At 64.6% G+C, this 13,158-nt stretch carries 14 protein-coding genes; 6 read left to right on the top strand and 8 right to left on the bottom strand.

Annotated elements, in window-relative coordinates:
* Nucleotides 1-15 precede the first annotated feature (15 nt).
* The 5 genes from AC5FRW_RS08150 to AC5FRW_RS08130 form a co-directional block, all read right to left on the bottom strand.
* The gene (locus AC5FRW_RS08150; protein ID WP_493567943.1) at nucleotides 16-186 is read right to left on the bottom strand and encodes a DUF7838 family putative zinc beta-ribbon protein; all 171 of its coding nucleotides are present in this window, start codon (nucleotides 184-186) and stop codon (nucleotides 16-18) included.
* A gap of 215 nt (nucleotides 187-401) precedes the next feature.
* The gene (locus AC5FRW_RS08145) at nucleotides 402-1,136 is read right to left on the bottom strand and encodes a sporulation protein (RefSeq protein WP_493567942.1); all 735 of its coding nucleotides are present in this window, start codon (nucleotides 1,134-1,136) and stop codon (nucleotides 402-404) included.
* Nucleotides 1,137-1,185: 49 nt separating this feature from the next.
* On the bottom strand, nucleotides 1,186-2,232 hold the full coding sequence (locus tag AC5FRW_RS08140; RefSeq protein ID WP_493567941.1) for a metal ABC transporter permease: 1,047 nt from the start codon (nucleotides 2,230-2,232) through the stop codon (nucleotides 1,186-1,188).
* A complete protein-coding gene (locus AC5FRW_RS08135) occupies nucleotides 2,229-3,011 on the bottom strand; it encodes a metal ABC transporter ATP-binding protein (protein WP_493567940.1) in 783 nt (260 codons plus the stop codon). The genes AC5FRW_RS08140 and AC5FRW_RS08135 overlap by 4 nt, the downstream gene beginning before the upstream one ends.
* Nucleotides 3,012-3,015: 4 nt before the next feature.
* Nucleotides 3,016-4,098, bottom strand: a complete 1,083-nt coding sequence (locus tag AC5FRW_RS08130) for a metal ABC transporter substrate-binding protein (protein WP_493567939.1) — start codon at nucleotides 4,096-4,098, stop codon at nucleotides 3,016-3,018.
* Nucleotides 4,099-4,227: 129 nt separating this feature from the next.
* On the opposite strand from AC5FRW_RS08130, the gene AC5FRW_RS08125 reads away from it, so the two are divergent.
* The 3 genes from AC5FRW_RS08125 to AC5FRW_RS08115 all read left to right on the top strand — a co-directional run bounded on the left by AC5FRW_RS08125 (nucleotide 4,228) and on the right by AC5FRW_RS08115 (nucleotide 7,863).
* Nucleotides 4,228-4,761 carry a cob(I)yrinic acid a,c-diamide adenosyltransferase gene (locus AC5FRW_RS08125; RefSeq protein WP_493567938.1) on the top strand — a complete coding sequence of 178 codons (534 nt, stop codon included), beginning with the start codon at nucleotides 4,228-4,230 and terminating at the stop codon, nucleotides 4,759-4,761.
* Nucleotides 4,762-4,833: 72 nt separating this feature from the next.
* A complete protein-coding gene (locus AC5FRW_RS08120) occupies nucleotides 4,834-6,084 on the top strand; it encodes a HEAT repeat domain-containing protein (RefSeq protein WP_493567937.1) in 1,251 nt (416 codons plus the stop codon).
* A gap of 135 nt (nucleotides 6,085-6,219) precedes the next feature.
* Nucleotides 6,220-7,863 (top strand): phospholipase D-like domain-containing protein, encoded by a 1,644-nt coding sequence (locus AC5FRW_RS08115; RefSeq protein ID WP_493567936.1) that lies wholly within the window; start codon nucleotides 6,220-6,222, stop codon nucleotides 7,861-7,863.
* Nucleotides 7,864-7,867: 4 nt separating this feature from the next.
* On the opposite strand, the gene han is transcribed toward AC5FRW_RS08115, so the two are convergent.
* Nucleotides 7,868-9,778 carry a Hef-associated nuclease gene (gene han, locus AC5FRW_RS08110; protein ID WP_493567935.1) on the bottom strand — a complete coding sequence of 637 codons (1,911 nt, stop codon included), beginning with the start codon at nucleotides 9,776-9,778 and terminating at the stop codon, nucleotides 7,868-7,870.
* 130 nt (nucleotides 9,779-9,908) lie between these two features.
* Here han and AC5FRW_RS08105 point away from each other — a divergent pair, with 130 nt between their 5' ends.
* The 3 genes from AC5FRW_RS08105 (at nucleotide 9,909) to AC5FRW_RS08095 (ending at nucleotide 11,376) form a co-directional block, all read left to right on the top strand.
* Nucleotides 9,909-10,400, top strand: a complete 492-nt coding sequence (locus AC5FRW_RS08105; protein ID WP_493567934.1) for a JAB/MPN domain protein-containing protein — start codon at nucleotides 9,909-9,911, stop codon at nucleotides 10,398-10,400.
* Nucleotides 10,394-10,825: an FAD synthase family protein gene (locus AC5FRW_RS08100; protein ID WP_493567933.1), complete on the top strand. Its 432-nt coding sequence runs from the start codon at nucleotides 10,394-10,396 to the stop codon at nucleotides 10,823-10,825. Before AC5FRW_RS08105 ends, AC5FRW_RS08100 begins: the two co-directional genes overlap by 7 nt.
* 86 nt (nucleotides 10,826-10,911) lie before the next feature.
* Nucleotides 10,912-11,376: a hypothetical protein gene (locus AC5FRW_RS08095; protein ID WP_493567932.1), complete on the top strand. Its 465-nt coding sequence runs from the start codon at nucleotides 10,912-10,914 to the stop codon at nucleotides 11,374-11,376.
* A gap of 210 nt (nucleotides 11,377-11,586) precedes the next feature.
* On the opposite strand, the gene AC5FRW_RS08090 is transcribed toward AC5FRW_RS08095, so the two are convergent.
* Together AC5FRW_RS08090 and ribH are read right to left on the bottom strand one after the other, a co-directional pair.
* Nucleotides 11,587-12,747, bottom strand: coding sequence for a pyridoxal phosphate-dependent aminotransferase (locus AC5FRW_RS08090; protein WP_493567931.1), 1,161 nt, complete (start codon nucleotides 12,745-12,747; stop codon nucleotides 11,587-11,589).
* Nucleotides 12,744-13,157 carry a 6,7-dimethyl-8-ribityllumazine synthase gene (gene ribH, locus AC5FRW_RS08085; RefSeq protein ID WP_493567930.1) on the bottom strand — a complete coding sequence of 138 codons (414 nt, stop codon included), beginning with the start codon at nucleotides 13,155-13,157 and terminating at the stop codon, nucleotides 12,744-12,746. The genes AC5FRW_RS08090 and ribH overlap by 4 nt, the downstream gene beginning before the upstream one ends.
* Nucleotide 13,158 lies beyond the last annotated feature (1 nt).

Raw genomic sequence — 13,158 nt, 5'->3', positions numbered from 1 at the left:
ACAAGAGCCGACAGATCAGGCCGTCGCGCCGGTGTCGACTTCACCGTCGATGCGGACGAACCCGTGGTCACACTCCGCGCAGTGCCACTTGGTCTTCGTGCCAAGATGCATCGTCGTGCTCGCGACTTTCCAGAACGTCCGGTACTCCTCGCACTCGGGACAGTAGTGCTCAAGGTCCATTGCCATATCTCCGCGTTTTTTCCGGGCGTAATTGAAGCTCCCGGTTTCCCGCCCAATAAATCATCATCCGCTATATTGAATCGGCGTGGGCTGGCTTCGAGAGTGTCCGCTCTCACTGTGCGTACACTGTCGTGGCGACGAGACGTTCACCTAGTGCTCTCGACACGTGTCGGGACGGTGTGGCCGCCGGCCGCAGAAAAAAGCGTGGCAGTCGTGTCCGATCAGGCGTGGGCTTCGATCTCGCGTCGAAGCTGTTCGCGTACTGACGACTGGTCGGTCGACGTGATCGTCACCTGTGTCGTTCGCTCGTCGGTGTCGGCCATCTCGCTCAACAGACCGCCCTTGCGGTCGATCTCGACGAACAGGTCGAGCGCGTCGGGACCGGGCTGGGCGACCAGTTCCACTTCGTCGAGGTCCCCGCGGAACGGCCCTGACTGCACCCGGAACTCGAATTCTTGGATGAATCGCGCTCCGGTGTACCGTCCGTAGGGGTCGGCTTCACACTCCGCGGTGTAAAGCGAGAAGCCCAGTTCCTCCATCGCGTCGAAGACGGTCTGGAGTCGATCCGTCGGCCGCACGTCGAGGTAGTCTTTGTCTTCGGGGTCGACTGCGAGGTCGATGTCCAGTTCCGTCTCGATCCACACGTCGACGTTCCCGATCGTCACCGGCGTCCCGTGGGGAATGTCGATCGATACGTCACGGGTCTCCTCCTGATCTGGCTGGATCGTCAGCCCGTCGGCGAGGGTGAAGCGGTCGATGTCGACCTCCTCGTATCCCTCTTCGGTTCGATACCGGGTCTCGATCTCGAAGCGGATCGTTCCGATCTCCTGTTCGGCGTTGCCGCCGACGATCTGTACTTCCGCGTCGACTGTCTCGCCCGGCTGTACGGTCTCGGAGGGCAGGACGGTGTCGACGGAGGCGTTACCGATGCCGATGCTCGCGAGGACGTTCTTCATGACTCCATCCGGGGCTGGGACGTGATCCGGTATAAGCTTCGTGTTGAAATCAGTCCGACGGCACTTCCTGCTCGTCGGCGTCGATACTCCCGACCTCCGGCGTCGACTGCTCACCGAGAGCGGTCTGGAGTTTCCCGACCACGACGGCCGCGGCGTAGATCACGACGGCGACTAGCACTACGACGCCGCCCGCCGTCGCGCCTGCGTAGTAGGAGATGCCGATGCCGATCAACACCGCCAGTTCCGCGAGGATCACGGAGACGAACAGCGACTCGGTGAAACTCCGGGAGACCTGCGCGGCCCCGGCGACCGGAACCACGAGCATCGCGGCGACGAGGATGACACCCATGATCTGCATCGCGCCGACGACGACCATCGCCGTCAGCATCACCATGATGCGGTTGTACCAGCTGACCGACAGGCCCGACACTTCTGCGGCGGTCTCGTCGAAGGTGACGTACAGCAACTGATTGCGCGTGACGGCCACGACGGCGACGATGATCACGAACAGGACGAGCAACACCGCGGCGCTCTGGCTGGTCACCGTCGAGAGATTGCCAAAGAGGTACTGATTGACCGAGACGGTCAGCCCGCCGGCGTTGAGACTGATCAGCGTACTCCCCAGCGCGAATCCGGTCGAGAGGACGATCGCCATCGACACGTCGTTGTAGGCGTCGGTCGCTTCGGAGATGAGTTCGATCAACAGCGCGGCGATCATCGCGACGACCACGGCCGTGAGATAGGGCGTCACGCCCAGATCGATCACGGCGTTGAGGAACAGGCCGATGGCGACCCCCGCGAAGGCGGTGTGGGCCAGCGCGTCACCGATCAGGGCTAGCTGTCTATGGACGAGGAAGGTCCCGATCAGGGGTGCCATCACGCCGATACACAGCGCAACGAGGATCGCGCGGTGCATGAAGCCGTACTGGAGCACTTCCAGTCCGGTCACCTTCCCCAGCCAGCCGACGAAGCCCGACCAGAGATCGAGCACCCAGAACAGCGGCGCGAGCACCGCGTCCAGTCCACCGGTCTGGAGTGCGACCGCCAGTGGCTCGAATCCAGCACTTCCAAGCCCGGCGAGGATGGCGTCCGTCACGCCTGCTCACCTCCCATCACGTTCGCGGCCGTCCCGAACGCACGGGCGAGTGCGTCGCTGTCGACGAACTCGTCGGTCGGGCCGTCGAAGTAGATCTCGCCGTTGAGACAGACGACTCGCTCGGCGTGTTCGGTGACGGCACTCAGGTCGTGCTCGATCAGCAGGATCGTGATGCCGGCGTCGTTGAGCGACGCCAGGAGGTCGTAGAACGCTTCCACGGACTCGGCGTCGACGCCGACGGTGGGTTCATCGAGCACGAGCAGGTCGGCCTCGCCAGCGAGCGCTCGTGCGATGAACGCCCGCTGGCGCTGCCCACCGGAGAGCTGGGTCACTCGGCGGTCGGCGAAGGCCGTCATGCCGACGGTCGCGAGTGCTTCGTCGACGATCCGTCTGTCCTCGGCCGAGAGGAAGCCAAAGCCGACGTGGGGGTACCGACCCATCTTGACGACTTCTCGCACCGTGATCGGCATCTCCTTGGACGCGCTGGCGTGCTGTGCGACGTAGCCCAGCCGCTCGCCGTCGTCGAAAGCGTGGGCCGGCTTACCGAACAGCCGCGCGACACCCGCGTCGGGTTCGAGCAAACCGAGCAGCAGTTGCATCACGGTCGATTTCCCGGACCCGTTCGGGCCGACGACGGCAACGTACTCGCCGCGGTCGATCCGCAGGTCGATGTCCTGTACCACTGGTGTAGCCGTGTAGCCAAAGTTCACGTCGCGAAGTTCGGCCACTGGCTCGCTGTCTCCCTCCCGGGTCTCTTCGGAGGCTGTTTGTGTACTCATGCTATCACTCGAAGTTGCGCCACTCGTCGTTCCAGCCCTCGTACCCGACCTCTCCGGGCGATTTGTTGCCCAGAACGACTTCGAAGGTGGGCATGTTGATGTTGTACGCGATCTCCTCGTAGCCCCAGTCGTTCGCGACCCAGTCCTCGCGGACGCCGGCGTAGGGTGTGACCGGGTAGTACGCCTCGACCTGCGTCTCTTCCATCAACTGGACGGCGGGGCGGCGCGCCTCGAAGACGCCGTTGGCGATGTAACGGATGTCGTTGTCCTCGATGACGCGCTTGGCCTGCGTGATGTCCTCGGGAGCCACGTCGCCGCTGGCTGCGAGGTTCGTCACCAACGGGCGCATCCGCACGCCGTATCGGACGCCGATATACTGGAAGGCGTTGTGGGCCGCTAGCTGGACGACCTCGCGGTCGGCCGCGTCGAAGATGGCCTGATAGTCCTGGTCGATCTGGTCGACCGTCTCGGTCTTGTACGTCTCCGCATTGTCGCGCAGAGCGTCCTCGTACTCGGGCGCGAGTGTCACGAGTCCCTCGGTGATGTTGTCGATCGAGGTCTTCGCGCGCTGGGGGTCGAGCCAGAAGTGTGGGTCTTTGCCCTGTTGCTTGCCGACGCCCTCCTCCTCGGGGTCGAGCGTGGCCGCCAGATCGACGAGTTCGACGCCCGCTCGGGAGTTGATCAGTTGCGTGTCGACGCCATCGTCTTCGAGCGTCTGGATCGCGCGGTCGGCCCACGGCTGGAAGCCCGGCCCCACGTGGATGAAGGCGTCGGCCTCGATGATATCTTTCGTGACCGAGGCGTTTGGTTCCCAGCCGTGACCGTGCAGACCCGTGGGAACGAGGTTCTCGACCGTGACGGGGGTGCCGTCCGCGATGTTGCGCGCGAAATCGAAGAAGCTGAAGAAAGAGGCCACGACGACTGGAGCCTCGTTCGTCCCGGTTCCTGTCGCCGTTCCATTCGTCTCCGATGTGAGTTGTGCCCCGCCGAGACAGCCAGTCAGGCCGGCGCTGAGTACACCGCCTGCTCCAGCCAGCAGCGACCGTCGCGAGACTCTCCTGCCCGTCGAATCATGCTCTGTGTTCATGCTTAACTCGATATAGGACGAACCAATCATATAGTAGTTACCATCGAAGCTAAGAATTAGACGGATCTAATCCTTTACTCACGCTCGTTTCTGGCACCCTATAAGGTACTGGCGACCCCAGCCACGACCATGACGATCTACACCGGTCGTGGTGACGCCGGCCAGACTGACCTCCGAAACATGGAGCGCGTGTCCAAAGACAGCAAGCGCATCGAAGCCTACGGGACCGTCGACGAGGTCAACGCCCTCGTCGGCGTCGTGCGCCCGACGGGTCACGACGACATCGACGAGAAACTCCGCGAGATCCAGAACCATCTCCACGTCGTGCAGGCAGACTTCGCGAACCCCGATCCCGACGAAGACGACCCCCAGATCGACGACTCCCACGTCGACGAACTGGAGGCCTTCATCGACGAGGCGGACGAGGAACTCGATCAACTGACGCAGTTCATCCTCCCCTCGGGGTCGGAACCGGGCGCGAAGTTGCACCACGCCCGTGCGGTGTGCCGGCGCGCGGAGCGACGGGCCGTCTCGTTCGCCGCCGAGCAATCGGTCAACGAGGACGCCATCGTCTACCTGAATCGACTCTCTGACGCGCTCTTTACGCTGGCGCGACTCGTCAACAAGCGTGAGGGCGTGCGCGAAGAGAATCCCGAATACTGAGCGTCCCCTCCGCGTCGGAAATGCTCGCTCTGTATGGAAACGCTCTTAGCCCGGACAGACACACCTTCGTGCATGAGCAACGGGGACGACGACGGCGAGGACGCCGAGAGTCCGGTCGTGACGCTGGAGAGTCGCCTCGACGACGCGGCTGAGAGTCTCGAAGCCGCCGAGACCGAGGCGGACCTTGACGATGTCGAGGCGACCCTCGACGAGATCGAATCGGACCTCGAAGACACGGACCTCCCGGAACCCGACGAGGACGACGACGAGGCCGAGGACCCGCGCGAGGAACTGGAATCGCGCCTCTCGGACCTGCGCGACGACCTCGCGGACCAGCGCGGTCCCTACGTCGAGGACGTCGCCGAAATCGTCGAGAACGCACAGGCGACCGTCGCGGACAGTGAGTGGACCGAGGACGGCGAAGACGAGGCAGTCGCCGCGGTCGCGGACTTCTTCGATGCCGCTGGCGAACACTACGATCTCGACGAATCCGCCGGGGGCTCGCCCGCCGAGGCCGCCGACGCACTCGGTGCCGTGGCCGACACGCTCGCCGACTCGGGACTCGACGCAGACGACGATGCCGAGACCATCGCGGGTCTCCTCGACGCCGCCGAGACACTCGAAGACGACCTCGACGCCGCGGAGACGTGGGACGATCTGACCGTTCAGGAACAGCTCGATGCGCGGGGGTTCTACGACGTGCTGGACAACGAGAACCGCAAGGACTTCCCACCCGAGTGGACGGCGCTGAAGATCTACGCCAAACGGGGCGAGGTCGAACCGATGCTGTTCGGGCTGGACAAGCTCGGCGACTCCGATTTCATGACGGAGTACGTCCTCGATCAGTTCCTCCACATGGGCAGCGAGGCCGCCGACGCCTTCGAGGAACTCCATCAGCGCTCCCAGAAGCGTAACAAGCGTCCGATCCGCATCCTCGGGAAGATCGGCGACGAGCGCGCCGCCGAGACGTTCCACGACTTCATCGACGGCGACGGCGACCCGGCGCTCCAGAAGGTCACGCTGCGCGCGCTGGGTGAGATCGGCAGCGAGGAGTCGGTTCAGCCGGTCGCGAACCGTCTCGTCGCCGAGGACGAAGAAGTCCGCTCGGTCGCGGCCCGCGCGCTGGGTCTGCTGGGTGACACGCGTGCCATCGCACCGCTCGAACGCGTCCTCGACGAGGACGACAGCGACTCGGTGCGAGCCTCCGCCGCGTGGGCGCTGCGCCAGATCGGCACCGAGCGCGCGCTCGATGTCGCAAGCGAGTACACCGACGACGACGCTTACCTCGTGCAGGCCGAGGCCGAGAAGGCCGCCGGCGTCTGATACGGAACGTTGTCGTTGCGTACCGGTGAGCGTCTACCCCGCGGCGACGCTCACCGGTACATCGCTACAACCGTCCGTATGAGTCGACCTTTCCTTCCAGTAGTTTAAGTCCGAAGACGCCGCCATCGCGGTTCGATGGATCGGATCGTGGCGTGTGGGTTCGTCTGTCTGTTGCTCCTCGTAGCGGCGACGCCGGTCGCCATCGCCAGCGGCGTGTCCCGGCCGTCGGCGTCGCTCTCGTCGGCGTCTGGATCGACCGCCACACCGTCTCTCGTCGCCGCCTACCCAGATCCGATCGCCGACGGTGACACGGGAGAGTTCGTCGTCCTCGCCATCCCCGAAGCGACCGACACCACGGGATACAGTTTCACAGACGGCGAGAGCACCGTCTCGCTTGCCAACGTCTCCGAGCGTGGACGGATCGCACTCACTGCCGCCCCTGCTCGCGTCCGAAACATCACCGACGCCACCGTCGTCGGGATCGAGTCACTCTCGCTTGCCAACGGTGGCGAACGGCTCCAGATCCGCCGGAACGGCACTGTCGTCGACCGCGCCGTGTACCGCGATACCGAGGAAGGCCACCTCGCGACGTGGAACGGGACTCGAATCCGGTGGCGACCGATCGGTGCGACCGACCGTCCGGTCGTCAGATCGGACGGCGGACGGGTTCGGGCGTTCGTTCTGCCCGATGCCCCGAACGTTCCGATCGAAACGCTCCGCGGTGCAGAGGAACGAATCCTGCTCGCGGGCTACACGCTCACATCCGAACGGGTCGTCGACGCACTGCTGGCCGCCCACGAGCGCAACGTCACCGTTCGTGTGCTACTGGAGGGCGAGCCAGTGGGCGGCCGCACCCGAATCGGCGCTCGTAGCCTCGACCGTCTCGTGGCCGCCGGGATCGACGTGCGACTCATCGGCGGTGCCCACGCTCGCTACGACTACCACCACGCGAAATACGCCGTCGTCGACGACCGGGCGCTGATTCTCACGGAGAACTGGAAACCTGCGGGCACCGGCGGGGCGAGCAGTCGTGGCTGGGGTGTGCGGACGAACCAGTCGGCGGTCGTCGATGGTCTCGCAACGACGTTCCGGGTCGACGCTGATGGGCGGGACGCGATCCCATGGGCACAGTTCCGGCGGGGGCGCTCCTTCGAGGACGGCGAGCGCTCCACCGCGAACTACAGTCAGCGCGTCGCGCCGGCGACTGTGCCCGTCGATCGGACGACGCTCCTGGTCACGCCCGATAACGCCCGTGATCGTCTCGTCGCGACGCTCGACCGGGCGAACGACTCCATCGACGTGATTCAGGTGACCGTCGGCTACGAGAGTCCCCTCGCGACGGCACTCCGCCGGGCCGCCCGTCGTGGCGTCGCGGTTCGGCTCCTCCTCTCGAACGCGTGGTACGCCCGTGAGGACAATCGTGCGCTGGCCGAGCGCTTTCGCGAGTGGGCCAGTGCGAACGACGCACCCCTCACCGTTCGACTCGCCGATCCCGGCGGTCGCTACGGGAAGATCCACGCCAAGGGCGCTGTCGTCGACGACCGCCGCGTCGTGCTGGGGAGTCTCAACTGGAACGAGCAAGCGGCGACGAGCAACCGCGAGGTCATCGTGCGCTTGGACGGCACGGCCATCGCGGACTACTACGGGTCGGTCTTCGATGCCGACTGGTCGGGTGGTCGATCACCGCTCCCCTACGGCCTGCTCGGGGCCGTTGCTGGCTGTCTGGGCCTCGCGGTGATCGTCGGGAGAAAGATCGGGTTCGAAGCTGACCTCGGCTGACCGTTTAGTCCTGACTCAGAACGCCCGTGCTCTGGAGGTCCTCGTCGATCTCTGCGTCGGCCATCTTCTCGACCAGCGCGTCGATGACCTGCTCGCGCATGCCTTTGACGAACTTGATCGAGCCGACGACGAGGTGGCCGCCGCCGCTGACACCGCCGCCGTCGATCTCGTCGGTCAGTTCGGTGACGTACTCGGGGATGTCGAGTCGGACGCCGTCGGAGCGAAGCACCGCGAAGTCCGGCCCGTAGCCGATCGTGATGACGGGATCGCCGGTCTCCTCGACCTTGCGGTCGTGGATCTTCCCGGTCGTTTTCCCCGGCGCGGGGTAGGTAAAGCGGTGGGCGTGATGTTCCACGTCGATGCGATAGAGGTGTGCGCCGTTGTCCAGTTGTTCGTGTTCGAGGTGTTGCATCGCGCCGTCGAGTTGGGTCTCCACGTCGCGCTCGGCCCGCGTCGAGAGGAACTCGACGATCTCCTCGTGGCGTTCGCGGTCGTCGCAGTTGACGTTCAGCGCGTCGTCGATCAGTTCGCGACCGTCGTCGTACTTCAGCCAGAACGTGGCGTAGTCGAGCGCCTCGCCGATGGCCTGCAGGTCGTCCTCGTCGTAGCCTTCCTCGCGGGCCAGTTCGATGTAGTCGTCCATCGCCTCGCCCTCCGAGCGGTCGGAGATGCCGGCGACTGCGGGGACGTGGCGGACCTGCTCGGTCAGGGACGGGTCGATCATGCGCGCGAGTTCGACGCACATCATTCCAGTGGTGATCCGATAGTCCTCGTCGTGGAGGTAGGGGTTGACGTGGGCGTCGATCAGCGGTTCGACGGCCTCGGGATCCGGGTGGTGGTGGTCCAGTACGACGACGGGGATGTCGTAGTGGCGGAGATTCCGGTAGGCCGGCGTGTCCTCCTCGGTCGACCCGTTGTCGAGCATGAGCAGGAGGGGGAGCTTCTGGCCGTGGCGCTCGCGGTTTTCCAGTGCGAAGTTGAGGTCACGGGTGACGTCTTCGAGTTCGTAGTAGGGGGCCTTGCTCGGCAGGCGCTTGAGCATGTGTCGGCCCGCCTCGTCGTCCTCGTAGTTGTCGGCGATGAACCGTTCGAGGGCAAGCTGGAGCGGGACGCTGGCACACAGGCCGTCGCCGTCGGCGTGATGACGCATTCGGATCGGGCGTCCCTCCAGTACCGTGCGGCGAAGTTGTCGCGCGACTTCCCGGAGGTCATCCCACAGCTTCTCGAAGGCCGGCCACTCGACGAGCGGGTCGATGTCGGCCGGTTCGGCGAGGTCGTCGAGGGCGGCGTCGATGCGTTCGCGGACCTCCGCTTCCGCGTCGTCGGTGAGGACGGTGAGATCGTCGACTTCGAGCTGGACGCCGCCGTTGCGGCTCTCGACGCGGCCCGTCAACTGGACCACGTCGCCGACCGCGACGCCGGGGAACGCCCGGACGCCGGCCTCGTCGAAGGCCGCACAGGGGACGATCCCGCTCTCGTCGCGGACCTGGAAGATCGTCGGGCCGCCGGTCTGTTTGATCTGGAGGACCTCGCCGGCGATGGTGACGGTCTCGCCGGTCGCTTCGGCGAGGTCGTCGACGACCTCGTCGCTGCCGTGGCTGACCTGTTCGACGGTGTAGTCCGCGATCTGGACCTCCTCGAAGGCGACGTCACCGTCCTGACGAACCTCGGCGAGTTCGACGACGAACTCGTCGCCGACGCCGTAGTCACCGATGAGGTTCGAGCTGTGAACCAGCCCGGACAGTTCGTCGGAGAGATCCACGAAGACGCCGTATTCGACGACGCCGTTGACTGTACCAACGTAGTAGTTGCCCGCTTCGACATCGTCGAGTGTGCAGCCGTCCGCGAGTTCGTAGACGACGGTCCCCCCGTCGGGGACCAGAGCACCGTTGCCGGTGCCTGTGTGTGGAGACATTTGACCATTCTTGGTCGCTACCGCGTTTTTATGCTTCGGTATCGTCGCGCCAGCGATGATTAGCACGCGCGGTTCTCGTGGGGCCGCTCCCATCGACAGGATTAGAAGGCACGCCACCACAGAATCAGGTATGGGTCTGTTTCGTTCGGGCGCGATCTTAGGCATCGCCGACTCCGCGCTCGAATTCGCTCTCGCGGCGTCCGAGGAGAGCCACCCCAACGAGTACATGGGACTCCTCCGCGGCGAGGACGCACGCAAACTGGGACTTGACGAGGACGGGACGGTCCTCTCGGACGTACTCGTCATCCCCGGCACCGAGTCGAACCCGGTGAGCGCGACCGTCAAGACGAGTATGGTACCAAACGACGTCCGCGCGGCGGGCTCGATTCATTCACACCCCAACGGCGTGCTTCGGCCGAGCGACGCCGACCTCCAGACGTTCGGCCGCGGCGACGTCCACATCATCGTCGGCGCACCGTACGGCCGGGACGACTGGCAGGCCTTCGACAACGAGGGCGAACCGATCGAACTGGACGTGCTCGACGTCGAGCCACCGGAGGAGGCCTTCTTCGACTTCGATCAGGCAGACATCGACGCCGAACTCCGGGAGGACGAGTGGTGACCGTCGACGTGGTCGCACAGGGGACGTTCGACATCCTCCATCCGGGACACGTCCACTACCTCCGGGAAGCGGCGGCGATGGGCGACCGCCTGCACGTCATCGTCGCCCGCGGCGAGAACGTCACCCACAAAGCGCCCCCGATCGTCTCGAATCGCCAGCGCGTCGAGATGGTCGAGGCGCTGAAGCCCGTGGATCGGGCACAGCTCGGCCATCCCGACGACATCTTCGTCCCCATCGAGCAGATCGAACCCGACGTCATCGCACTGGGCTACGACCAGTACCACGAGATCGAGGGGATCGAAGCGGCGCTTGCAGAGCGCGGGCTGGACTGTGACGTGCGGCGTGCCGGGCCGCGCGAAGCTCGCGAGGACGAACTGCTCTCCTCGGGTCGGATAATCGAGAAGATTCTGGAAGAACGAGGGTAGCAGCTGTTATAGAAGCGCCGCGTATCGCTCAAACAACTGTGTTAGCCACGCCATCGTTTATTGTCATAGCAGACGGGCGAGACAATATGAATCGTCGGCGCTTTCTCGGCGCGGCTGCCTGTGGCGTCGTCGGTACCGCTGGCTGTCTGGGTACCGGTACACCAGCGACCAACGGCGGCATATCATCGACCAAGTTTGAGGTGCATGATGATGACGAAATGGAAGTAGAGGCGGATGCAAGGGTCGCCTTCCAGCCTGAAGCTAATCAAGTGTCTGTCCGGAGTGCGATGTATTCGGGGAACCCCTGCACGGTCGCCACTCTGCAATCAGTGACGTTCAACCAAACAGAATGTAAACTGACACTCACGATCGGTACCAAACCGACAGGTAACATTCTCAAACGCCTCCTCGGCTGCCCCGATTCTCTTGGTATAGCTGACTTCACGGTGGCGGTTACGATGGAATCAACGCTTCCTCAGACAGTTACTGTAACAGAACTTTCCGACGGTGGGCCGAACCAAACGACGACTGTCGGTCGCGACTCCGGGTGAAAGAGGGGTTCGTAGCTCACAGTAGCAACTGATTGAACAGTGTCCACTGCACGCCCTGTACTGATCGGAAGCATCCGGGCGACCGAGCGGTCCAAAGGACTCGGTAGGTCGCCCGATTCCCCGGACCGAGCGTAGCGAGGTCCGGCCTTTTTCGCCCACGTTTTTCGACAAGCGGTGCGCGAAGCGCACCCGTAGTCGAAAAAGGTGGGTTTACAGCAGTCCTGCGTCGTCCAGCCGTTCGACGGCCTCTTCGAGTCGTTCCTTGCTGTTGGCGTAGGAGATTCGGGCGTAGCCCGGCGTCCCGAAGGCGTGGCCGGGCACCGTCGCGACGTGGGCCTCGTTGATCGCTTTCTCACACCACTCGTCGTCGTCGCCGTCGGGGGCGACTTCGGGCATCATGTAGAAGGCACCCTGTGGCTCGGGGACGTGGACGTCCCGCTCTTCGAACAGTTCTTTCAGGAAGGTTCGGCGCTCGTCGAAGGCTTCGACCATCTCGTCGACGGCCTCGTCGGTGTTGGTGATCGCCTCGATGCCGGCGTGCTGGACGAAGTTGACGGCACAGGAGACGGAGTGGCCGTGGACCTTGCCAGACTGCTCGATGAGGTCTTCGGGGCCGGCGAAATAGCCCAGTCGCCAGCCGGTCATCGAGTAGGCCTTCGAGAAGCCGTTGACGGTGATCGTTCGGTCGTCCATGCCGTCGAGCGTACCAAGCGACGTGGCTTCGCGGCCGTCGTAGGTGATCTCCTTGTAGATCTCGTCGGAGATGACGGCGAAGTCGTGCTCGACAGCCAGATCGCGGACGCCTTCGAGGGCGGCGTCGGAGTAGACCGCGCCGTGGGGGTTGCCCGGTGAGTTGACGACGAGCAGCTCCGTCTCGTCGGAGACCGTTTCGGCGAGGTCGTCGAGTGCGCCTTCGAGCTTGAAGTCGTGGGCAGCGGTGTCGACGCGCTTGAGCGAGCCGTCTGCGAGTTTCACCATCGCCTCGTAGGAGACCCACGCCGGATCAAGCAGGACGACCTCGTCGCCGTCGTCGATCAGCGTCTGGAAGACCTCGAACAGCGCCTGCTTGCCCCCGGGCGTGACGACGATGTCGTCGGCGTCGTACTGGGTCAGCCCGTCGTCGTGCAGATAGTCGGCGATCGCTTCGCGGAGCTTTGGGATGCCCGGTGTCGGCGTGTAGCCGGTGTGGCCCGCGTCGAGAGCATCTTTAGCGGCGTCCTTGACGTTCTCGGGCGTGTCGAAGTCCGGTTCGCCGACGCTCAGATCGACCACGTCGACGCCGTCGGCTTCGAGTTCGGCGGCCTTGTTGCTGATCGCGAGCGTCGCGCTCGGTTCTACTCGTCCCACGCGTTCGGCGAAGTCCAGATTCATTGTTGTAGCTCCTGTGCGAGGTCGATGGCACTGGCGACGGCACCGCCGCCTTTGTCTGTTCGTGCCACGGCCTCGTCCTGGCTCATGCCCGGACCGACGATGCCCAGCGTCACCGGCGTGTCCCGGTCGAGGCTGACCTCGGTCAGCCCCTGCGCTGCGGCGTCGGCGATCACTTGATCGTGATCGGTGTCGCCGCTGATGATCGCGCCCAGCACTGCGACGGCGTCGATGTCATCTCTGCGCGCCAGTCGGTCGGCGGCAAGCGGCGTGTCGTACGACCCCGGCACCTGGTGGGTCGCGACGATCGTTGCGCCGTGTTCTTCGGCCGCTGTGCGTGCCGACTCTTCCATCGCCGCGATCACGTCACCGTGTTTGTCGTACTGGGCGACGACTAGCCCGAGCTGCACCATA

Source organism: Halomicrobium sp. HArcht3-1, from assembly GCF_058933345.1.
Note: the sequence above shows the minus strand (reverse complement) of the source record. Positions and strands in the feature narration are given on the sequence as shown.